This is a genomic window from Mesorhizobium sp. M7A.F.Ca.US.005.03.1.1 (assembly GCF_003997975.1).
GTDB classification, from domain to species: Bacteria; Pseudomonadota; Alphaproteobacteria; order Rhizobiales; family Rhizobiaceae; genus Mesorhizobium; species Mesorhizobium ciceri.
The window spans coordinates 1-20,598 of record NZ_RZRO01000113.1 but is presented as its reverse complement, the minus strand read 5'-3'; the positions used below and the strand labels follow the sequence as shown (position 1 = coordinate 20,598).

The window sequence follows — 20,598 nt, the reverse complement described above, 5'->3', positions numbered from 1 at the left end:
CCCTATTCCCCTATTCCCCTATTCCCCTATTCCCCTACCTCGCATTTTCGGGGTTACATCAGTCAAAACTCTTCCCTATAAGGCCCTCCTAGCCTGATACCAGAATCGCGAGCACAACCGGCCGGGTCTTCCCGTCCCGGTTTTTTGTGCAAGCCGCCCGCCGAACGGACCTTTGACATGCCAAGACGCACTGACATCAAGTCGATCCTGATCATCGGGGCCGGCCCCATCGTCATCGGCCAGGCCTGCGAGTTCGACTATTCCGGCACGCAGGCCTGCAAGGCGCTGAAGGAGGAAGGCTTCCGCGTCATCCTGGTCAATTCCAACCCGGCCACCATCATGACCGACCCGGAACTGGCCGACGCCACCTATATCGAGCCGATCACGCCTGAAGTGGTGGCCAAGATCATCGCCAAGGAGCGGCCCGACGCGCTGCTGCCGACCATGGGCGGCCAGACCGCGCTCAACACCGCTCTGTCGCTGCGCCGCATGGGCGTGCTCGAGCGCTACAATGTCGAGATGATCGGCGCCGATGCTACCGCCATCGACAAGGCCGAGGACCGCGCGCTGTTTCGCGAGGCGATGAAGAAGATCGGCCTGGAAACGCCGAAGTCGATGCTGGCCAACGCCACCGACGTCAAGAACACCGACCGCAAGACGCATGAGGCCGAGCGCGCCGCGCTCAAGGCCGAGAAACCGGCCGATCTCGACGCTGCGCTCGACGCCTTGGAAACCCGCTGGAACCTCGGCGAAGGCGACCGCAAGCAGCGCTATATCAGCCATGGCATGGCGATCGCCGCCCAGGCGCTCGACCATGTCGGCCTGCCGGCCATCATCCGCCCGTCCTTCACCATGGGCGGCACCGGCGGCGGCATCGCCTACAACCGCGCCGAATTCTACGAGATCGTCCAGTCCGGCCTCGACGCCTCGCCGACCACCGAAGTGCTGATCGAGGAGAGCGTGCTCGGCTGGAAGGAGTATGAGATGGAGGTCGTCCGCGACAGAGCGGACAATTGCATCATCGTCTGCTCGATCGAGAACATCGACCCGATGGGCGTGCATACGGGCGACTCGATCACCGTCGCCCCTGCCCTGACGCTGACCGACAAAGAATACCAGATGATGCGCAACGCCTCGATCGCGGTGCTGCGCGAGATCGGCGTCGAGACCGGCGGCTCCAACGTACAGTTCGCCGTCAACCCGGCCGATGGCCGCCTCGTCGTCATCGAGATGAACCCGCGCGTCTCGCGCTCGTCGGCCCTGGCCTCGAAGGCGACCGGTTTCCCGATCGCCAAGATCGCGGCAAAACTCGCCGTCGGCTATACGCTGGACGAGTTGGAGAACGACATCACCGGCGGCGCCACGCCGGCCTCGTTCGAGCCGTCGATCGATTACGTCGTCACGAAGATCCCGCGCTTTGCCTTCGAGAAATTCCCCGGCGCCGAGCCGGTGCTGACCACCGCCATGAAGTCGGTCGGCGAAGTCATGGCCATCGGCCGCACCTTCCAGGAATCGCTGCAGAAGGCGCTGCGTGGACTGGAAACCGGCCTGACTGGTCTGGACGAGATCGAGATTCCCGGTCTCAGCCATGGGGGCCTCGGTTCCGCCAACCATGCCGACGACCGCAACGCCATTCGTGCAGCGCTCGGCACGCCGACGCCCGACCGGCTGCGCATGGTGGCGCAGGCGATCCGCATGGGCACCTCGTTGGAGGACGTGCACGCCATGTGCAAGATCGACCCGTGGTTCCTCGAACAGATCGCCGGCATCGTCGCCATGGAAGCCCGCATCCGCGAGCACGGCATTCCCGAGGATGCCGTCAATCTGCGCATGCTGAAGGCCATGGGCTTCTCCGATGCCCGCCTCGCGTCGCTGACGAAGACCGACGCCGAAGTGATTCAGAAAGCTCGCGAAAAGCTCGACGTTCATCCTGTTTATAAACGCATCGACACTTGTGCGGCCGAGTTCGCCTCGCCCACCGCCTACATGTACTCGACCTATGAAGTGCCGTTCGCCGGCGCGCTGGCCAACGAGGCGCAGGTCTCGTCGCGCAAGAAGGTCGTCATCCTCGGCGGCGGGCCGAACCGCATCGGCCAGGGCATCGAGTTCGACTATTGCTGCTGCCACGCCGCCTTCGCGCTGCGCGATGCCGGCTATGAGGCGATCATGATCAACTGCAACCCCGAGACGGTCTCGACCGACTATGACACCTCAGACCGGCTCTATTTCGAGCCCCTGACGGCGGAAGACGTGCTGGAGATCCTGCGCGCCGAACAGGCGTCGGGCGAGCTGGTCGGCGTCATCGTGCAGTTCGGCGGCCAGACGCCGCTGAAGCTCGCCGATGCGCTGGAGAAGGCCGGCATCCCGATCCTCGGCACCTCGCCCGACATGATCGATCTCGCCGAAGACCGCGACCGCTTCCAGAAGCTGCTGCACAAGCTGAACCTCAGCCAGCCGAAGAACGGCATCGCCTATTCGGTCGAGCAGGCCCGCCTGGTTGCCGGCGAGCTCGGCTTCCCGCTGGTGGTGCGCCCGTCCTATGTGCTGGGCGGCCGCGCCATGCAGATCATTCATGACGAGGGCATGCTGCAGACCTACCTGCTCGACACCGTGCCCGGCCTGGTGCCGGAGGACATCAAGCAGAAATACCCCAACGACAAGACCGGCCAGATCAACACGCTGCTGGGCAAGAACCCGCTGCTGTTCGACACCTATCTCAGTGGCGCCATCGAGGTCGATGTCGACTGCCTCTGCGACGGCAAGTCGACCTTCGTCTCCGGCATTCTGGAACACATCGAGGAAGCCGGCATCCATTCGGGCGACAGTGCCTGCTCGCTGCCGGTGCACTCGCTGCCTTCCGAACTGGTCGACGAGCTGGAGCGCCAGACGGCAGCCCTTGCCCGCGCGCTCAATGTCGGCGGCCTGATGAACGTGCAATACGCGATCAAGGACGGCACGGTCTATGTGCTGGAGGTCAACCCGCGCGCGTCACGCACCGTGCCGTTCGTCGCCAAGACCATCGGCCGGCCGATCGCGAAAATCGCCGCCCGCATCATGGCCGGCGAAAAACTGGAAGACGCCTTCGCCCATTACGGCGCGATGCCTGATCCCAGGAACCCCGGCCACATCGCGGTCAAGGAAGCCGTGTTCCCCTTCGCCCGCTTCCCCGGCGTCGACATCCTGCTCGGCCCGGAAATGCGCTCGACCGGCGAGGTCATGGGCCTCGACCGCGATTTTGCGCTGGCCTTCGCCAAGAGCCAGTTGGGCGCCGGCGTCGACCTGCCGCGCTCCGGCACGCTGTTCGTCTCGGTGCGCGACGAGGACAAGAAAGGCATCCTGCCGGCGGTCAAGCGCCTCGCCGGCCTCGGCTTCAAGGTGCTGGCGACCTCAGGCACCGCCCGCTTCCTCGCCGAAAACGGCGTCGACGCCCAAAAAATCAACAAGGTCCTGGAAGGCCGCCCCCACATCGAAGACGCCATCCGCAACCGCCAGGTCCAGATCGTCTTCAACACCACGGATGGCCAGAAGGCGGTGTCGGACTCCAAGTCGCTCCGCCGTGCCACGCTGATGCAGAAGGTGCCGTATTATACGACGCTGTCGGGAGCGGCCGCGGTGGCGGAGGCTATTGCGGCGCTGAAGGCGGGGAGTTTGGAAGTGCGGCCGCTGCAGGAGTATTTTGCGTGAGGAGCTAGCGTGGGCCTGCCATCACCCGAAACCAGTCTTTGATAGTAAGATGAAGACGGTCGACTTCGTCTTCGGCCAAAAAACCACAATGGGCGATCGTACCACGTAACACGTTAAGCTGATGCAGTACCCTTGATAGGGCTGGTTGGTTACTCATGATGCCGGCGAAATTCGCCCAGTTTTTTCTTATTATGTCCCCAAGCTGTCCAAAAGTAGTATAGTCTATTTCCCGCTCGGAGCGGATCGAGAGAGCCAGCTCCAGTTCTCTTTTACGATTCTTATCAACCTCGTCTTTAATCACCTGATCGACACAAGTATCCCACCAGGATCGGCCATAAGATTCCTCTAATGTCTCTTGGATTATTCTTCTAATCTCGTTCTCTACGAGATAGAATAATTCATAGTATGATGCCATCTTCGAAGCACGAGAACGGCTCTCCCTAGAAAATTGCGCCAGGTGCTCGTCGTAAACCGCAGCAGCATCCGTACGATTCATGCCTAAGGGAGAGCCGTCAGCCTGATCAAATTTCTCCACTTCCGCCTGGATTACAGCGCATTTCAGAATGTATAGCTCCAATTTATGAAGGTCTATCATTTTATCAGGTTTTCCCTGATGCTTCGAAATATTGTGTTGTATATTTCTATGTTTGTAGTCGCAGGTAGAACCAAATTAATCTGATATGAGATACCGTTAAGGCTTAGCTGAGGGGCGCTAATGCGATCCGGTGTAGAACTCATCGAATCTGAGTTCGCGGGGGCGTTTACGGCAGCAGCCTTATTCTCATCAGCTCCTTGCGCATACTCTTGGAACGCACTGAAAGTACCGTAAATATAGCCAACAACTTTGTCCGCACGATTTAGCCCAGTGATGCTGACGATTGCGTCGATAATCTTGTCGCGATCGGCCTTGTGCGCGTACTGATTCCGTTTAAAAATTTCGGAAAAGCCCGTCTTCAACGCGTGGAGTGCAGCTGAAGCCCTGCCTCCGTCAGTTTGAAATTCAGAGTAGTAGTTGGTAGGTGTGCCATCACTAGTTAAGAATCCAACCCTTTTCAAAATAGGTATAACTGGTATTGAACTTCCACCAGTTATCTCAAATACAGTGTTCAGGAAGTCTCTATTAAATTTTGGCGGTCTCTCGCTGACAGGTATTTTCTGAATCGCCCTTTTAAACACGCCAACACTAGACGTGTATGGCATGTTTCCGGGTATCTCTCGATTGGGTACTGCCTTCTTTTCGTCTTTCACAGCGGCCACGGCTGCGTTTGAACCAGTTTCTTTTTCTGCCACTTTCCCCTCCTGCCCTATTCGAAATATTATAAACTGACTGGCATTACATGCAATCCTCCGGCCACTCTATCGCTGCGCCCGACACCGGCAGCTCCTTCATCTGTTTTTTGTACATATTGAGTGCCTGCAGCATCTTCTTGGCGAATCGCCCACGCCGTATTGGTGAAGCCCCTCAAGCCACAGCCACACACTCGATCTCGATATCAAACTCCATCGGCCAAGACGCCACAGGCACAAAACTGCGCGCCGGCGGGTTGACGCTAAAGTACCTCGCATAAACCCGGTTGATGGCGTTGTAGAAGCCGGAATTGACGGCGTAGATGCGCACCATCACCACATTGTCGAGCGAGGTGCCGGCCGCTTCCAGGCAATGCTTCAGCGCCTTCAGCGACGCCTCGGTCTGCACCTCGATGTCGCCGCGCACCATCTCGCCGGTCACCATGTCCACCGGCGGCGTCGCCGAGATGAACACGAAGCCGTTGGCCTTGACCGCCGTCGAACAGGGCAGGCCGAGCGCCCGCACCTTGTCCGACATGACCGGCACTTCGATGATTTCTTTCTTCATGGCAAATCTCCCTTGTTTGCAGGGAGCTTATCCCCGCACTGGCGGAACGCCAGCGCCGTTCTTCCCTTCTCCCCTTGTGGGAGAAGGTGGATCGGCGCGTTAGCGCCGGGACGGTTGAGGGGTGTTCCAGCGGAATGAGGCGGCGGCGTTCCCTGGAACACCCCTCATCCGACCTCGCTTCGCGAGGCCACCTTCTCCCACAGGGGGAGAAGGAAGATGCGGCGCTAAAGAAAACCAATGAACCGTCCTGCGAAAAGCACGGAAGTCCACAACAGCATCGAGAGCACGGCCAGGGCGATCCCGCCTGCCGGCGCGTCGCCGCCTGTTGCGCGGCGAAAGCGCATGAAGGCGAGGAAATTGACGCCGGCGAGAAGGATGAGTGCCATCTTGGCGAGGAAAACCGGCATCGCCGCATAGGTGCCCGCCTTGACCGAAAACAGCAGCGAGCCTGTGACGAGCGCACCCGCGAACGCACTTAATGCAATGCGGCGCAGCAGCGCGACGAATGCGGCTTGCGGCAGCGAACGGAAGGCGCCGCAGATCCTGAGGTCCATGAGAACGACGCTGGTCAGCAGCGCACCGATCGACATGATGTGGAGCGCATTGACTATGGGGTAGGCAATGAAGGAAGCCTTCAGCCACCGCGCCAACGCAAGATGCTCAATGCCGGCAAGGAACTCGGCCATTTACGCCGGCGGCACTCGGTCGGGATAGACATCATAGGTTTTGCCGCCGACGATGACGCGGACAGCTTTCATGCGCTTTTCGCTCGCCTCCACCGAGCGGTTGCCGATCGCGGTCACCTCGTCGCCGACCTTGGCCACCTCCTCCGTGAAGCCGGCGGCGATCGTGCGTGATGGCGGCGCCATCTCCACCCGCCAGGCCTCACCCTCCGCGTCGACATCCAGCGTGGCGTGCGGATTGCCGATATAGATGGCCGTGATCTTGCCCTTGAGTTCGAAAAACCCATCCTGTGTCCACGACCAGCCGTGATGGGCATAGGCCGCGGTGCCGGCGGCAAGCATCACGGCCGCCGTCAGCGCGACGCTGCGAATTGCCTTGAACTGCATCGCTCGTCTCCTCGGTTCATCCCGCAGGCACTTGAGAGTAGGACACGGCGCGGCAACGTCAAATCATATCGAGCGAAAGACTGGACCGCCAAGCGCCCGCCCAATCGCCGGCATGACGCCTTGTTAATGACACCCATGCGCGCCACTCTCTCTTTCCTGGCCGTTCTTCCCCTGGGCTGAAGATCGGACTCCCATCGGAAACGAGGCGAACCATGAGCAGCATGAGAGACCGTCAGGAAGGCTTCGAAAAGAAGTTTGCGATGGACGAGGAAACGAAGTTCAGGGCCATGGCGCGCCGCAACAAGCTGCTCGGCCTGTGGGCCGCCGAACAGCTCGGCAAATCCGGTGCTGACGCCGACGCGTATGCCAAGGAGGTCGTGCACGCGGATTTCGAAGAGGCAGGCGACAACGATGTGTTCCGCAAGGTCCGCGCCGACTTCGACGCGGCGGGCATCGCCCAGTCGGATGGCCAGATACGCACCGCCATGGAAGAGCTGCTGGTGACCGCGGTCGAGCAGATCAGGTCGACCTGAGCGCCGCTCAGCCTTGATCGGTAGGGCGTGCCGTCCTTAAGGCACAGGGCCACATTGTGGTGTTGGTTGGCCAAGCGGGCTGGCTTCCATCGTAGCGCTCTACGGCGCCCCCCTCTGTCCTGCCGGGCAGGACAGAGGGGGGCGCCATAGTGAACCGCCCTCACCCCTGATGCGCGGCGGCCAGTTCCTTCACGTGTTTTTCGTGCATCTGCAGCGTCGGCAGGGTTTTCTTGGCGAATTCCTTCATTGCCGGGTCGTCGCCGGATTTCGCATAGCCGCTGAACAGCGCGACGGCTTCCTTATGAGCGTTGGTCTGCATCTCGATGTATTTGGCCTGGAATTGATCGCCGCTGGCGCTCTTCAGCTCATCGAGCATCTTCTGCTCCTTGGGCTGCAGGGCCGGACCGGACGGTGCGGTGGCCGAGGTTGTCTGGCCCTGGGCAAGCGCCGCCTTGAATTCCTCGCCGGCCTTGGTGTGATCGGCGATCATCTGTTTGGCGAACGCCTTGACGTCGGCGTCGGTTGCCTGTTGCTCGGCGAGCTTGCTGGACTCGATCTCGAACTCATTGGCGCTCGGCACCGTCTTGATGAAGGTCGAAGTGTCGACCTTCGTCGTGGCGGCGAGCGGCGTGGTCGTGGCGGTCGTGTTCGACTGGGCAAAGGCCGGCGCGCCGGCAAGCAATGCTGCTGCGGTCAGAATGGTAAGCGTCTTCATGGCATGTCTCCGGTTGGAATTGTCCCTCGGACAATCCAACGTCGCTTGGGCACTCCGGTTGCAGGTCATGAGGAAGAAGCCTGCGCGTGTCGCCTCGATTACCCGAACCGCGGCGGCTGACCAGAGCTACCTTTCAGTGGCAGCAAGCCTCGCCATATTGCAGCTGCTCGTTCCAGTTCGGGCGGCCTTCAGGCGTGAAATCCATCAGGTTCCAAAGCGTTTCGCAGGTGCCGAGGCCACGCGGATCCTGACCGGGCTCCGTCGGTGCGAAATCCAGTTCCGAACTCCAGAAATGGCGTATGCCGTCGGGGTCGCGGTGAAACACCGACAGCAGCGGGATCTGTGAGCCGTCGGCCGCCTCCGCATTGTAGTCGCGCTTGAAGCTGTTGGCCGCCGAAGACACCAGCCGCATGTTGCGCCAGCCCCGATCTCGACCGAGCGTGACCAGGTTTTCGAGCGCGGTCTTGCCCACCACCGCGAAATTGAAGCCGGCCGCCTGGAGATGCCCGACCGCGCCGTCGAACTGATCGAGCAATGCCGTGCAGGACGGACATGGCTGGTCCGGTCGGGCGAGCTTCGCCGTGCCGCCGCTGGTCGCCACATCGCGCTTCTCCTGCGGGTGGCGCGGGAACATCATGTTGTAGAGGATCAGGCTGTCCTTGCCGGGCGCGAACAGCTCCGACAGCCTTGTCTTCGCGGGCTTGCCCTGGGCATTCAGTGCGTCGAATTCATAGTCCTGGCGGATCGGCCCGCCCGGCGGCAGCGCGCGCCGGGCCTCGGCGACCTCTTCCATGGCGCGGCGCAGCTCGATTTCCTTCTTCAGCAATTTTTCGCGCGCGGTGCGGTATTTCGCGGATTCGTTGGGAAAGGTGATCATGATCGGCTCCTTCAAGTCGCGGCGCCGGCGTCCCGGCGCGGTTGCTCTGCGACCCAAGGACGTTTGGCGGTGATCGGCTCCGACATTTATTGCGCATGGTGATATGTCGTAATCCCTGTTCGGGCAGCGTGATCCGGGGGACGAAATGCACGACGACGAGATCGATCTGCGCTGCCCGCAAGTGGTGGCCGACAATGCCGCCAAGGGCCTCAGACTGCGCGGAGAATTCGGCCGCGGCGGCACCGAGATCGGCGTCGCCCGCGCCACCGAACTGAAGAACCGGGAAAAGCTCGCGCCCTCCACCATTCGCCGCATGGTCAGCTATTTCGCCCGCCACGAGGTCGACAAGCGCGGCAGGAACTACGGCAATGAGCAGAACCCTTCGGCCGGCTACATCGCCTGGCTGCTGTGGGGCGGCGACGAAGGCCGCACCTGGGCGCTTGATCTCAAGCAGAAGATAGGCAACGCGCCGGACATCTGACAACGGTCCGCACTACGCCGACCGCTCCTCACCCCTTCACACCGCCGGCGGTCAGGCCGGAGACGATCTTGCGCTGGAAGATCAGCACCAGCACCACCAGCGGCACCGTGACGATCACCGAGGCGGCCATGATGTTGCCCCAGGGGATCTCGAACTGCGAGTTGCCGGAGAGCAGCGCGATCGCCACCGGCACGGTCCGCTGTGCGTTGTTGGAGGTGAAGGTCAGGGCGAACAGGAACTCGTTCCACGCACCGATGAAGGCCAGCAGTCCGGTGGTCGCCAGCGCCGGCCACATCAGCGGCAGGAAGACCCGGGTGACGATGATCCACGGCGTCGCGCCATCGAGGATCGCCGCCTCCTCGACCTCGACCGGCAGGTCGCGGACGAAGGTGGTGAGCACCCAGACGGTGAACGGCAAGGTGAAGATCATGTAGGAGAAGATCAGCGCGAACAGCGAATTGTAGAGGCCGAAGATGCGGACCAGTTCGAACAGCCCGGCCAGCAGCGCCACCTGCGGGAACATCGACACCGACAGGATGATGAACAGCAGGGCCGAGCGGCCGCGGAATCGAATGCGCGCCAGCGCGTAGGCTGATGTGACGCCGAGCAACAGCGACAGCGCGACGACTGCGCCGGAGACGAAGAGCGAGTTCGCGAGGTTGCGCACGAAGGCGCCCTCGGTCAGCACATTCCGGTAATTGGCGAAACTGATCGTCGTTGGCCACAGATCAGCCCGGAACAGGTCGGTCCCGGATTTCAGGCTGGTGACGATCGCGTAATAGAACGGGAACACCGCGACGAAGACGATTCCCGCGACCAGCAGATAAAAGGCCGTGCGCTTCACGATCCACATCTCAGCGGTCCCCGTCCAGGCTGATCCGGCCGATCCGGATGGTGACGATGGTAAGCAGAGCGAGGATGAGGAAGAGCAGGGTCGAGGCGGCGGAGCCATAGGCGAATTTGTCGAACTCGAACAGGTTCTCGCGCGCGAACACCGACATCGACTTGGTGTGCACATTGTTAGGGGTCAGCACATAGATCAGGTCGAAGATACGCAGCGCATCGAGCGCGCGGAAGATCACCGCCACCAACAGCGCGGGGCGGATCAGCGGCAAGGTCACCCGCCAGAAGATCTGCCAGGGGTTGGCGCCGTCGAGCCTGGCGACCTCGATGATCTCCCTCGGCAGCATCTGCAGCGCGGCCAGGATGAGCAGCGTCATGAATGGCGTCGCCTTCCAGATATCGACGATGAGGACCGCCGCCATCGCGGTGTCGGCGTTGGCCGTCCAGGCGATCTTGGTGCTGATCAGGCCAAGATTGAGCAGCACCACATTGATGATGCCGAACTGGTCGTTGAGCATCCATTGCCACATCTTCGCCGAGACGATCGTCGGGATCGCCCAGGGGATCAGGATCGCCGCCCTGACGATGCCGCGGCCTGGGAATTCGGCGTTGAGAACCAGGGCAACGATGGTGCCGAGGATGGTCTCACAGGTCACCGAAATCACGGTGAAGCGCACCGTGTTCCAGACGGCACGCCACCAGACAGGGTCGACCAGCAACCCGTCATAGAGGGTCCGGCCGCTTGGCATGTGAAGTACCGAAAAGTAATTGGCGAAGCCGACCCATTGGCGCGCGTCGAGATCGGCCAGCGAGGCGTCGGTGAAGCTGAAATAGACCGTGCGGGCAAGCGGCCAGCCGGCCGCCGCGGCGAGCACCAGAAGCATTGGCGCCAGGAAAAGCCACGCCGAGCGAACGCGCTGTGCCCTCAACGGCGCGTGCGCGGCCTTGGCTGTTTCCGGTTTCATCCCTGTCATCTCGCTCCGCTCGCTGCGGTCCCGCCGGCCGGCTGTCCCAGTATCATCACCAGCCTCGGCCCTTCAGCTTGGTCAGCGTCGCTTCGAGGTCGGCCAGATTGTCGGCGGCAGTGCCGTCGCCCGAGAGAGTGTTGTGAACAGCGTTCCAGAACTGGCTCGACGCCTCGTTGTATTTGATCCTGGTCGCGGCCGAGGGGCGCGGCACCGCATTGAGAAAGATCTGCTTCCAGCGCGGAATAATCGGGTGTTGCCTGGCGATGTCGGCATCGTCATACAGCGCCTGGATGGTAGGCAGGTTGGACGTCTTCAGCGCGCGGTATTTCTGCATCGCGGGCGAGGCAATGAACTTGACCAGCTCGATCGCGGCATCCGGATGCTTCGAATATTTGGAGACCGCGAGGTTCCAGCCACCCAGCGTCGCGACCGGTCGGGCGCCTTCGCCGGTGCCGGCCGGCAGCGGCGCCACGTCGAACTTGCCCTTGATCGGCGAGCCCTCGCCGTTGCCGAGCGCATAGGCATAGGGCCAGTTGCGCATGAACACCGCGTTGCCGGTCTGCCAGACGCCGCGCGATTCCTCTTCCTGGTAGGCGAGCACGCCGGGCGGCGCGATGGTCCCAACCCAGCCCTTGACCATATCGAGCACCGCCGCCGCTTTTGGATTGCTGATGGAGATGGAGCCGTCCGGCTCGATGATCTGGCCGCCGCCATTCGACATCACCCATTCGAGCGCGTTGCAGGTCAGCCCCTCATAGGCGTTGCCCTGAAAGACGAAGCCCCAGATATCCCGATTGCCGGCTGCACGTTCCTTATCCATGACCAGCCTGGCGGTGTCCGCCAGTTCCTTCCAGGTGGCCGGCACCTTGGCGCCATATTTGTCGAGGAGATCCTTGCGGTAGTAGAGCGCCGGCGCATCGGTGAAGATCGGCAAGGCGACCAGCTTGCCGTTGACGGTCTGCGACTGGATGATCGACGGGAAATGCTCGGCCACGATGTCCCTGGTCGCTGCGGTCAAATCGACGAACTGGCTGGCGAGCTGCGGCGCCCAGATCACGTCCGTCTGGTAGACGTCGATGTCGCTGTTTCCGGCGGCAAGCCACAGCCGGTACTGGCCGAACTGGTCGGTCCCGGACGTCGGCATGACGACGATGTTGACCTTGTTGCCGCTGTCTTTCTCGTAACGGTCGAGGATCTCGCGCAGCACCTTGATGCCGTCGCCGGTATCGCCCGACACCATCGACAGCTCGACGGCCCGCGCCGGCGTACCAACCAGCATGGCGGCGACGCCGAGCGCCAGGAATGCGTGAGAAAACTTCATGGTGATGGACGTCCCTCCGCGGCCGGCCACGGAAAATCCTCCCACGCGCCGGCAGCTTGTCAGGCCCTCACCTCCCATTGAATGCGAAGCGGCGCTTTGGGTTCCCAAATCGCGCCGTTCCTGCGTGAGGCGACACCCATCAGGGGGTGTTGAGATTCAGGTCAGGCCGAGTCGAAAATGGTGGTTTCCGAGAACCGGAGCGGAGCGTACTTTTGGGTACGTGAGCACCGGAAGCGCAGGAAGCCATCATTTGCGGGCCGGCATCACCTGAATATCAGCACCCTAGCCTTCCCAGGCGACAGGCATCATACCCAGCCGCTCATAGAGCCGGACGGCGGCGGGATTCTCGACCGTGTTGGTCTTGAGGTCGACATGGTCGGCGCCGCGTTCGCGAAAAACGGCGAAGGCGTGCCACATCAGCGCTTCGGCAACACCCTTGCCGCGCGCCTCGGGATGAACGGCAAGATCCTTGACGAAGGCGCGGGTCCAGCACAGCGCCGCCGCCGCCAGCCGGCCCTTGGCGTCGATGACGAGGAAGCACAGCGCCGGGTCGAATTCGGGATCGTCCGCGATACGCGGCCACCACTCGTCGAACGGACCATCGGCGCCGTCATCGAACACTTCCGTCAAAAGCGCATGCAGGGCGGGCGCGTCACCAGGCTCGAAACTGCGCATGACAAAGCCGTCGGGCCAGTGCGGCGGAACCAGCGTCTCGTCGAGGATCTTGCGCAGCCGGATGTCGTTCAGGGCCGGCGGGCGCGGTTCTGGCATCGCGCTCAGGCGTCGGGTTGCAGGCGACGGCGCTGGCGGTCGCGGCCAAGGCCGGTCGCCTCGAGCAGGCCCTTGCGCTTGGCGTCGTAATAGTAGCCGGTCTGATAGAGCCAGTCGGCCTTCTTGGCGTTGCCGCCGGCCACCAGCCAGGCGCCGCGCAGATATTTGACCGCGTATTTTAGATTGGTTTCGGCGTCGAACAGGCCCTTGGCCGGTCCGTCATAGCCCATGCCGCGTGCCGTCGCGTGCTTGATCTGCATCAGTCCCCAATGGCCGTTGTTGTAGGCTTTCGGGTTGAAGGTGCTCTCGCGGTTGACGACATGGCGCACCAGGTCCACCGGCACCTGGTAGATCGCCGCATATTTCTCGATCAGCCGCTCGACATCGCCACGCACGCCCGTCGCGTGTTCTTCTTGCACGGGCCCTGCCGGAAACTGGACCAGGGCCGCCGGGTTCTGCGGCACGACATAGGCGACCTGCTGGACGCCGGGCATGCGGTCGCCCTTGGCGGTTGCCGGCACGATCAGCCCCGCGGTCGTATAAGTCTCGGCCGCCTTGACCGGTTCGTTCGCATTTGCCGGCGGCGGCGCCTGCCAGGCATTGGCGGTCATCACCGCGGGCACGGCTGGTGCCGCCGGTGTCGATCCGGCAAAAGCGGCGGTCGCCGCAGCCGGCTGTGCGGCGGAATCGGGCGGCAGCTCGGCCGTCTGAACGGGGGCGATCCCCGATGATTCCGGCAGCACCGAAACCGTCTCCGGCAGAGGCACGGTGAAGCCGGCATCAGCGCCGGCGGCGGTCGCTGTTTCGGTGAGAGCAGGCGCGGACTTCATCTGCGAGGTCGACGTGCAGCCGCTGATGCCGGCGGCGGCCAGGATCACGCCGATCGCGATAAGGTTGAGTTTTGCTGGCAAGCCGCGCTCGGGTCCGGTTTGTCGGGTTGTTAAGAAATCCCTTACACCAGCGATTCAGGCCGGGCAATCGGGGCGATCAGGTGGTTTTCGGGTGGCGAGACGCGGGCGGCGATGCCATATTGTTCCGGATATGTACTGGGACGAATCCCGGATTTCGCCACTTTGCGGGAAGGAACGCATCATGGTCACGACAGCTTCGATCACGGCCGGCCACGCAGTGTTAGAAACAGTGATCGGTTTCATGGGCATTGCCTGGAGCGAAAAGGGCCTGATCCGGCTCTGCCTGCCCGAACGCAGCCGCGAAGCGGTGGAACGGCGCCTGCTGCGTCACGGTGGCGTTTCCGCTTCCACGGCGCAGCCGCCATGGGTGGTCGAGCTGATCGCAGCGATCAAGGCCTATGCGGCGGGCGAGGATGTCGATTTCTCCGCCGTACCGGTCGATCTCGACGGCGTCGACGATTTCCGCCTCGCCATTTACGACGCGGCGCGAAAACTCTCCTTCGGCGAAACCACCACCTATGGTGAGCTGGCCAAGACCGCCGGCCATGCCGGGCTCGCCCGCGAAACCGGGGCCGCCCTTGGAGCCAATCCGGTGCCGCTGGTCATCCCTTGCCATCGCATCCTTGCCGCCGGCGGCAAGATCGGCGGCTTCTCGGCGCCGGGCGGCTCGGTCACCAAGGAGAAGATGCTGGCCATGGAAGGCGTGCGCGTCGGCCCGCCGCCGCCGGCGCAGGTATCGTTCGGGTTTTGAGCGGCGGCCGGCGCTGGCAGAAGGCCTGGATCAGTACATCGGTCGCTTATTGACCGGGTTGGCGGGCACCGGCTGCATCACGTCCCAATGCTCGGCGATCTTGCCGTTTTCAACGCGAAAAATGTCCACGATGACGGTCTCCGGCATGTTACCTGCCCTCGGTTGAACGACCTGGGTCCATGACGAGGTCGCCTTCGGCGATCACCCGCTTGAAGTCGACTTTTTGTTTTGGCCAATTGGCGACACCCATGCTTTCGAGAAGCTTTTTGACCGAGTCTCGGCCATCCGTCATCGTCGGGTTATGCTGAATGTAAGCCTCGGCCCAATAGCGGTCCAGCGCGGCAAGGTCATGGTCGCCGAACAGCGCCTGATAGGCTTTCAGGACAAGCGTCCTGTTTTTTTGAGTCAATTCATGCTGTTGCAGCACCTGCTTGACCGGCTTGGTGTTTCCCGCATGCGCCGCGGCGGTGAGCGCCGCGACCGCGAAAGCGGCCGCCGCGAAGGATTTAAGTTGCAGCACGGATGTCTCCCTCGGTTGCTTCGGTGTCAGGCCAATGCGCGCGCAACGAGCACCGTATCGACATACTGCCGCATGCGGATGATCTTGCCGTCCCGCAGTTCGTAGAGATGAGCGAAGGGGGCCGTCATGGATTTTCCCGTCGCCTTATATGTACCGGAATACACGCCGAAGGCCGCCACCCGGTCGCCATCGGCAATGAAGCTGTGCACGTCGGCGTGGTATCCGATCCACTCCGAGCCGAGCCGCTTGAAGACCCCCTGCATCAGGGCCTCGATGCCGACATAGGTGCCGGCATAGGGGAATCCTTCCGCCTCGGTCCATTCGATGTCGGCGGAAAGAACGGCCAGCAGATTGCGGCCGTTCTCCTCGGAAGTTCCCTCGTAGGTTCCACGGATCAAATCGAGGTTCGTCGCCATGTCAGCCCCACTTCATCTCGCCCTTGGCGACCTTGGATCCGACATCGAGGGCGACGCCCATACCGAGGCCGGGGAAGCGGGTCTCCATGGCGGCCTTCAACGCGGCGCTGTCTGCCGCCTTGTCCAGTTCTTCCTCGAAGGTGAGGAGATAGGACTTGGTGAACTCCACCGCCGAAGGACCGATCGCGGCATCGGGGGCCATGTGGCCGGGCACCACGACAGCGGGCCTGCGGGCGGCAATCGCGTCCAGCGTCTTGATCCAGGCGGCACGGCTTTCCCTGGTCTGCGTGCCGGCGGTCCAGACGTGAACGCCCGAGAAGATCATCACCCCGCCGAAAACGGCATTGAGCGACGGCACGAACAGATAGCGGCGGTTGGCCAATCCTTCTTCCGCATTGACGATCTCTACAGTCTCGCCATCGACCGTCAGCGTTGCGCCGTCGAATGCCTCGGGGAGGACGATGTCGGAAAGCGCCTGCGGGCCATTTTCCTTCAGTTGCGGACCCCAGACGGCGAGCTTCTTCTCCACATTGCCCTTGATGGCTTCCAGCGTGGCGGAGGCAGCGATGACTTTTGCCTCCGGGAAGGCGTCCCTCACCGGCTTCAGGCCGAAGTAGTAATCGGGATCGGACTGAGTGACATAGATGGTGGTCAGCTTCTTGCCGGTGGCCTTGAGGGCATCGGCGAGCGCCTTGCCGTCCGGATAGGTGAAGCCGCCGTCGATCAACAGGGCTTCGCTCGGCCCCGACAGTAGCACCGGCGCACGGAAGAAACCGTTTGGACCCGCCGGGAAGTGTTTCCAGCCAAGCTTGGCGCCGGCGGCCTGGCCGCTGTCGATGGGCGCGAAAACGGCGGTTGCGCCGAGGGCCAATGAGGTCTTCATGATCTGTCTCCTCGTGAACATGGAATATCTCCGTTGAATGAAAGGGGATCGGGTGCGGCTACGGGCCCGCAGGGCGGACGGTAGACGGCACGGTAAGCCCTCTGGATTAATCAATAAATTGGCCGTAATAATACAAACTGTATGTTGAAAGCTTACAATGAGCCTTCGTGGTGGAATCGATAAACCTCAATCGCCTCGCCTATTTTGCCACCGTGGTCGACGCAGGTTCCTTTACCCGCGCGGCCGAGCGGCTTGGCATCACGAAAACAGTCGTCAGCCAACAAGTCGCTCGCCTCGAGGCTGAGCTGCGGACCACGCTTCTCGTGCGCACGACGCGAAGGGTCGAGCCGACGGAAGCAGGCCGTCTTCTGCATGCACGCTGCGTTCTGATCCTGCGGGATGTCGAAGAAGCGGTCGCCGAGGTTGGCGAGGCCAACGCCGAGGTGGCCGGTGTGCTGCGTGTTTCCGCGTCCAATGACTATGGCGCGATCGTGCTGGCCCCGATCGCCGCCCGCTTTCGCCAGAGATTTCCGGCCTGCGGCGTCGAACTGGTCATTTCCGATGCCATAATTGACTTGATCGGCAACAAGATCGACCTGTCCATCCGGGTTGGCTGGCTGGATGACTCCAGCCAGCAGGCGCGACGCATCGGCACCTTCCGGCAAATCCTGGTCGCGTCGCGGGATTTCGCGGCCGGGATCAGGGTGAACAAGCCGGAAGATCTTTCTTCCTTGCCGCTCGTTGCCAATGCCGTGCTTCGCAAGCCGTTCACCTGGAACTTCACCCGAGGCGATTCCGAGCCGCGCACCATCACCCTGCGCGAGGCGTTCTCCATCAACTCGACGCCCGCCGTACTGGAAGCGACGCTCGCCGGCGGCGGACTGGCAGTTCTGCCGGACTATCTGGTCGTCGACTATCTATCGCAAGGCCGCCTCGTCCACGTGCTCCCCGACTGGGCGCTGCCCTCCGGCGGCATTCACGTGGTCTATCCGGCGGCGCGCTTTCGCCCGCAAAAGGTGACGCAATTCGTGTCCATGCTCACGGAACATATCCGGGATTGAGAGCAATGGCTGCCGGTCGACAAGCGCTAGTTGTTATGGAAGAACCGCCGGCGGAAATGCCGGTCGTTGTCCGGCCGCTTGCAGTTGTAGACCGGGCAGGACTTTGTGTCGGCGCTCGGCACGTAGGCTCGTGTCCTCACCTCGCCCATGCTGCAGAATCGCTGGCTCTGCACATAGCGGTCGTAGAGCGGCAGTCCCGGCACTCGCTTCGACTGGTAGCGCAGGATGACCGCCCCCTGCCGGGCGATCGTCGCCTGAACCTTGCCGCAGCTCATACGCGTCGGGTCGTAGCGCGAGATCGCCTGAGCCTGAGCGGCGACAAGCGTCAGGCAGGCGGCAAGCAGAATGGTTTTCATGGTCCTCTCCCTGATCCGCCGCCCAGGGACGTCGCGATCCGTCGTGACGCTCTCACGCGATTGGGGCGGCCATTGGGCAGCGCCCTGATCACGGCTTTCTCACACAGTCTTGTTTTTTGTGCGAAAGCAGCCTATATGCCTTCCATTGATATTTCGGCCGATCGATCCGGGCCTCGCGATAATCGCGTTTGCTGACGTCTATCTCCAAAATCTCGATGCACACCGGCTGGACCTCGGTCCGGTCAATCTAAAGCAAATGTGAAGGACTATCTAAATGGCAACTGGAACGGTCAAGTGGTTCAACGCCACCAAGGGCTTCGGCTTCATTCAGCCTGACGCGGGCGGCGCGGACGTATTCGTCCACATCTCCGCTGTCGAGCGTGCTGGACTGTCGACCCTGGTCGAAGGCCAGAAGATCAACTTCGAGATCGAGCAGGACCGCCGCACTGGCAAGTCGTCCGCTGGATCTCTGAGCAAGGCAGCCTGATTTTGCGATAGCGCGCGCCGGGCGAGAGTTCGGGGCGCGCGGCAAGTCACGGATGTACTGACAGTCGCGCGAGAAGCGCGCTGGAGCGGAAAGACCCGACAAGCTGGATCAGCAGATAGCTGCCAGCCCGGACCGGACGCTCCCGATCAGGCTACCAAGCATGGGAAGGCGGGATTTATCCCGCCTTTTTTGCTGTCTGGGTTAGGTGGCGCAGCCTGCACTATGGTTCCAACTTGTGGTACTTTTAGCCCAGTAGTGGTACCATTCGGCCATGACCAAACTTGAGCAGATCGAAAAATCCGTCGCCGAACTGAGCCCCGAGGAACTGAAGGCGTTTGCCGCCTGGTTCGAGGCGCTCCAGGCGGATATGTGGGACCGGCAGATGGAAGCCGACGCGAAGGCGGGCCGTTTGGACAGGCTTGCCGAACAGGCGCCGGCTGACCATCGCGCTGGTCGGACGCGGCCTCTGTGAACCACGTCGCCTCTCCATCGTTCTGGGAGGCTTATGAAAAACTGCCATCGTCAATCAGAGCAAAGGCGGACAGGCGTTTTGCCCGACTGCGTTCGATCCTTTTCATCCCTCACTGCATTTCAAACAGGTCGGTCGCTATTGGTCGGCGCGAGTTGACGAAAACTATCGGGCTGTTGCCATACGCAACAATGAAGATGTGATCTGGTTCTGGGTCGGCACCCACGCCGACTACGACCATTTGTTGAAATAGCCCCTCCTTCAGGAGGAGAAGGCTACCCCACCCACTCGATCGGCACATGCCCCGGATCCGCTTCCACGCGGCCAAGCCATGCCGACACCGCCGGATAGGCGTCGAGCTGGAAACCGCCCTGCTCCGCCGTATGCGTATAGGCATAGAGCGCGATGTCGGCGACGCTGAGCGCGCTGCCGGCGAAGAAGGCATTGTTTTCCAGATGCCTGTTCATCACGCTGAGCGCCTTGTTGCCGCGCTCCAGCGTCACCGCCAGCCGCTCCGGGGTCGCATCCCCAGCACGTTCGGGAAAGGTCAGCAGCGCCTTGCGCACGGCTATGTAGGGCTCGTGGCTGTATTGTTCGAAGAAAAGCCATTGATACGCGAGCCCACGCTCATACCTGTCCGCCGGCAGGAAGCGTGTGCCTTCGGCGAGATAGAGCAGGATGGCGTTGGATTCGGCCAGCCGCCGGCCATCGTCGAACTCGAGCAGCGGCACCATGGCGTTCGGGTTCTTGGCGACAAAGTCGGCTTTGCGTGTGTCGCCTGTGTGCGAACTCACCTCGACGTTGGTGAAGGCCAGGCCAAGCTTCGCCATCAGCAGGCGCGGCTTGTAACAATTGCCGCTGTCGATCATGCCGTAAAGTATCATGGCTGTTCCCCCGAGCACTCTCTCCGCGCGATTATCGCAGCGGCGGCGGACTCAACCAATGATTTGTTTTGTCGCGACGATCAGCGCCGCTGATGTGTGAATAGTGGCGCCCCTAGCCGAACAGCGGGACGACATTGCCGCCGGTACCCAGCAGCGTGTCGATGTTCAGTGGCTCTTCCTCGAAAACGGTCCCCGCCAAGGCTGGGCGGGCGAGGAGAAAACCCTGCAGCAGGTCGACGCCGCCCTCGAGCGCGACGCGCAGATGGGTGGGCTGCTCGATGCCTTCGACCAGCACCTTGGCGCCGCGGTCATGCAAGCTGGAAACCAGCGGGCGGAAGAACCGTTCAGCGGCAGCGTGGCGACAGAACTCCGCGAACCAGGTGCCGTCGATCTTGACGATGTCGGGCTTGAGCAGGCTCACCCGCTCCTCGGTCGAGTGCCCGGTGCCGAAATCGTCGATGGCGATGCGGATGCCGTCGCGCCGCATTTCGCGCACCAGCCGCGCGAGAAGCGCGTCGTCCGCCGCCTGTTCGGTGATTTCGCAGACCAGCATGGCCGGCGCCAGGCCGAACTCGCCGAGATGCCTGGTCATCAGGCGAATCTCGGCCAGTGCCCGCCCGGCATGGTCGTTGATCAACGGATTGTAGTTGAAGAACAGGTCGAGCCCGTCGACGCCGATGTTGCGAAAATTCCTGAGATGCAGCGCCCGGCACATGGTTTCCACAAACAGCCGGTCCGAGAC

Annotated in this window: 25 protein-coding genes and 1 pseudogene; 8 read left to right on the top strand and 18 right to left on the bottom strand. The window is 62.2% G+C overall.

The window, feature by feature from the left end; translation table 11 throughout:
* Positions 1 to 177: 177 nt before the first annotated feature.
* Positions 178 to 3,684 (top strand): carbamoyl-phosphate synthase large subunit, encoded by a 3,507-nt coding sequence (gene carB, locus EN990_RS30490; protein ID WP_127388487.1) that lies wholly within the window; start codon positions 178 to 180, stop codon positions 3,682 to 3,684.
* Between the two features lie 4 nt (positions 3,685 to 3,688).
* Here the strand turns inward: carB and EN990_RS30485 are convergent, their stop codons facing one another.
* The 5 genes from EN990_RS30485 to EN990_RS30465 all read right to left on the bottom strand — a co-directional run bounded on the left by EN990_RS30485 (position 3,689) and on the right by EN990_RS30465 (position 6,609).
* On the bottom strand, positions 3,689 to 4,279 hold the full coding sequence (locus EN990_RS30485) for a Swt1 family HEPN domain-containing protein (RefSeq protein WP_127368183.1): 591 nt from the start codon (positions 4,277 to 4,279) through the stop codon (positions 3,689 to 3,691).
* Positions 4,276 to 4,974 carry a DUF5343 domain-containing protein gene (locus tag EN990_RS30480; protein ID WP_127368182.1) on the bottom strand — a complete coding sequence of 233 codons (699 nt, stop codon included), beginning with the start codon at positions 4,972 to 4,974 and terminating at the stop codon, positions 4,276 to 4,278. The genes EN990_RS30485 and EN990_RS30480 overlap by 4 nt, the downstream gene beginning before the upstream one ends.
* 172 nt (positions 4,975 to 5,146) lie before the next feature.
* Complete coding sequence (locus tag EN990_RS30475) at positions 5,147 to 5,539, bottom strand: RidA family protein (protein WP_063172891.1); 393 nt, start codon at positions 5,537 to 5,539, stop codon at positions 5,147 to 5,149.
* Between the two features lie 224 nt (positions 5,540 to 5,763).
* Positions 5,764 to 6,225 carry a hypothetical protein gene (locus EN990_RS30470; protein ID WP_127368181.1) on the bottom strand — a complete coding sequence of 154 codons (462 nt, stop codon included), beginning with the start codon at positions 6,223 to 6,225 and terminating at the stop codon, positions 5,764 to 5,766.
* Positions 6,226 to 6,609 carry a DUF6152 family protein gene (locus EN990_RS30465; RefSeq protein ID WP_127368180.1) on the bottom strand — a complete coding sequence of 128 codons (384 nt, stop codon included), beginning with the start codon at positions 6,607 to 6,609 and terminating at the stop codon, positions 6,226 to 6,228. It lies immediately after the preceding gene.
* 212 nt (positions 6,610 to 6,821) lie between these two features.
* Here EN990_RS30465 and EN990_RS30460 point away from each other — a divergent pair, with 212 nt between their 5' ends.
* Complete coding sequence (locus EN990_RS30460) at positions 6,822 to 7,142, top strand: DUF1476 domain-containing protein (protein WP_127368179.1); 321 nt, start codon at positions 6,822 to 6,824, stop codon at positions 7,140 to 7,142.
* Between the two features lie 160 nt (positions 7,143 to 7,302).
* Here EN990_RS30460 and EN990_RS30455 read toward each other — a convergent pair whose 3' ends face one another.
* Both EN990_RS30455 and EN990_RS30450 read right to left on the bottom strand, forming a co-directional pair.
* Complete coding sequence (locus EN990_RS30455) at positions 7,303 to 7,857, bottom strand: DUF4142 domain-containing protein (RefSeq protein ID WP_013530103.1); 555 nt, start codon at positions 7,855 to 7,857, stop codon at positions 7,303 to 7,305.
* A gap of 133 nt (positions 7,858 to 7,990) precedes the next feature.
* Positions 7,991 to 8,734 (bottom strand): DUF899 family protein, encoded by a 744-nt coding sequence (locus EN990_RS30450; protein WP_164753717.1) that lies wholly within the window; start codon positions 8,732 to 8,734, stop codon positions 7,991 to 7,993.
* Positions 8,735 to 8,879: 145 nt separating this feature from the next.
* Here EN990_RS30450 and EN990_RS30445 point away from each other — a divergent pair, with 145 nt between their 5' ends.
* Positions 8,880 to 9,215, top strand: coding sequence for a hypothetical protein (locus tag EN990_RS30445; protein ID WP_013530101.1), 336 nt, complete (start codon positions 8,880 to 8,882; stop codon positions 9,213 to 9,215).
* A 28-nt stretch (positions 9,216 to 9,243) separates the two neighbouring features.
* Here the strand turns inward: EN990_RS30445 and EN990_RS30440 are convergent, their stop codons facing one another.
* From EN990_RS30440 to EN990_RS30420, 5 genes are all read right to left on the bottom strand, one after another.
* Positions 9,244 to 10,068, bottom strand: a complete 825-nt coding sequence (locus tag EN990_RS30440) for a carbohydrate ABC transporter permease (RefSeq protein WP_127368177.1) — start codon at positions 10,066 to 10,068, stop codon at positions 9,244 to 9,246.
* Position 10,069: 1 nt separating this feature from the next.
* The gene (locus EN990_RS30435; RefSeq protein ID WP_127368176.1) at positions 10,070 to 11,032 is read right to left on the bottom strand and encodes a sugar ABC transporter permease; all 963 of its coding nucleotides are present in this window, start codon (positions 11,030 to 11,032) and stop codon (positions 10,070 to 10,072) included.
* Between the two features lie 46 nt (positions 11,033 to 11,078).
* Positions 11,079 to 12,347 (bottom strand): ABC transporter substrate-binding protein, encoded by a 1,269-nt coding sequence (locus tag EN990_RS30430; protein ID WP_127368175.1) that lies wholly within the window; start codon positions 12,345 to 12,347, stop codon positions 11,079 to 11,081.
* A 282-nt stretch (positions 12,348 to 12,629) separates the two neighbouring features.
* On the bottom strand, positions 12,630 to 13,118 hold the full coding sequence (locus EN990_RS30425) for a GNAT family N-acetyltransferase (RefSeq protein ID WP_024504138.1): 489 nt from the start codon (positions 13,116 to 13,118) through the stop codon (positions 12,630 to 12,632).
* A 5-nt stretch (positions 13,119 to 13,123) separates the two neighbouring features.
* Positions 13,124 to 14,029 (bottom strand): lytic transglycosylase domain-containing protein, encoded by a 906-nt coding sequence (locus EN990_RS30420; protein WP_027162099.1) that lies wholly within the window; start codon positions 14,027 to 14,029, stop codon positions 13,124 to 13,126.
* 181 nt (positions 14,030 to 14,210) lie between these two features.
* Here EN990_RS30420 and EN990_RS30415 point away from each other — a divergent pair, with 181 nt between their 5' ends.
* Positions 14,211 to 14,780 carry a methylated-DNA--[protein]-cysteine S-methyltransferase gene (locus tag EN990_RS30415; protein ID WP_013530095.1) on the top strand — a complete coding sequence of 190 codons (570 nt, stop codon included), beginning with the start codon at positions 14,211 to 14,213 and terminating at the stop codon, positions 14,778 to 14,780.
* 148 nt (positions 14,781 to 14,928) lie between these two features.
* Here the strand turns inward: EN990_RS30415 and EN990_RS30410 are convergent, their stop codons facing one another.
* The 3 genes from EN990_RS30410 to EN990_RS30400 are packed head-to-tail and all read right to left on the bottom strand — an operon-like array spanning position 14,929 to position 16,620.
* Complete coding sequence (locus tag EN990_RS30410) at positions 14,929 to 15,300, bottom strand: nuclear transport factor 2 family protein (RefSeq protein WP_245460889.1); 372 nt, start codon at positions 15,298 to 15,300, stop codon at positions 14,929 to 14,931.
* Positions 15,301 to 15,326: 26 nt separating this feature from the next.
* Positions 15,327 to 15,716 carry a nuclear transport factor 2 family protein gene (locus EN990_RS30405; RefSeq protein ID WP_013530093.1) on the bottom strand — a complete coding sequence of 130 codons (390 nt, stop codon included), beginning with the start codon at positions 15,714 to 15,716 and terminating at the stop codon, positions 15,327 to 15,329.
* Position 15,717: 1 nt separating this feature from the next.
* Positions 15,718 to 16,620 (bottom strand): MBL fold metallo-hydrolase, encoded by a 903-nt coding sequence (locus tag EN990_RS30400; protein WP_164766182.1) that lies wholly within the window; start codon positions 16,618 to 16,620, stop codon positions 15,718 to 15,720.
* A 149-nt stretch (positions 16,621 to 16,769) separates the two neighbouring features.
* On the opposite strand from EN990_RS30400, the gene EN990_RS30395 reads away from it, so the two are divergent.
* Positions 16,770 to 17,660 (top strand): LysR family transcriptional regulator, encoded by an 891-nt coding sequence (locus EN990_RS30395; protein WP_064994529.1) that lies wholly within the window; start codon positions 16,770 to 16,772, stop codon positions 17,658 to 17,660.
* A gap of 26 nt (positions 17,661 to 17,686) precedes the next feature.
* Here EN990_RS30395 and EN990_RS30390 read toward each other — a convergent pair whose 3' ends face one another.
* Complete coding sequence (locus tag EN990_RS30390; protein ID WP_027162103.1) at positions 17,687 to 18,016, bottom strand: hypothetical protein; 330 nt, start codon at positions 18,014 to 18,016, stop codon at positions 17,687 to 17,689.
* A 274-nt stretch (positions 18,017 to 18,290) separates the two neighbouring features.
* Between EN990_RS30390 and EN990_RS30385 the strand changes: the two genes are divergently transcribed.
* The 3 genes and pseudogenes from EN990_RS30385 to EN990_RS36365 all read left to right on the top strand — a co-directional run bounded on the left by EN990_RS30385 (position 18,291) and on the right by EN990_RS36365 (position 19,225).
* Positions 18,291 to 18,503, top strand: a complete 213-nt coding sequence (locus EN990_RS30385) for a cold-shock protein (protein ID WP_010910991.1) — start codon at positions 18,291 to 18,293, stop codon at positions 18,501 to 18,503.
* A gap of 271 nt (positions 18,504 to 18,774) precedes the next feature.
* A complete protein-coding gene (locus tag EN990_RS30380) occupies positions 18,775 to 18,975 on the top strand; it encodes a hypothetical protein (protein ID WP_127368173.1) in 201 nt (66 codons plus the stop codon).
* Positions 18,972 to 19,225: pseudogene (locus EN990_RS36365) on the top strand (hypothetical protein). Before EN990_RS30380 ends, EN990_RS36365 begins: the two are co-directional and overlap by 4 nt.
* A gap of 22 nt (positions 19,226 to 19,247) precedes the next feature.
* On the opposite strand, the gene EN990_RS30370 reads toward EN990_RS36365, so the two are convergent.
* Both EN990_RS30370 and EN990_RS30365 read right to left on the bottom strand, forming a co-directional pair.
* Entirely contained in the window at positions 19,248 to 19,856 is a 609-nt protein-coding gene (locus EN990_RS30370; RefSeq protein ID WP_127368172.1) for a glutathione S-transferase family protein, read from the bottom strand.
* Between the two features lie 112 nt (positions 19,857 to 19,968).
* Positions 19,969 to 20,598: EAL domain-containing protein (locus EN990_RS30365; RefSeq protein WP_164766181.1), on the bottom strand; the 630-nt coding region annotated here is incomplete at its 5' end.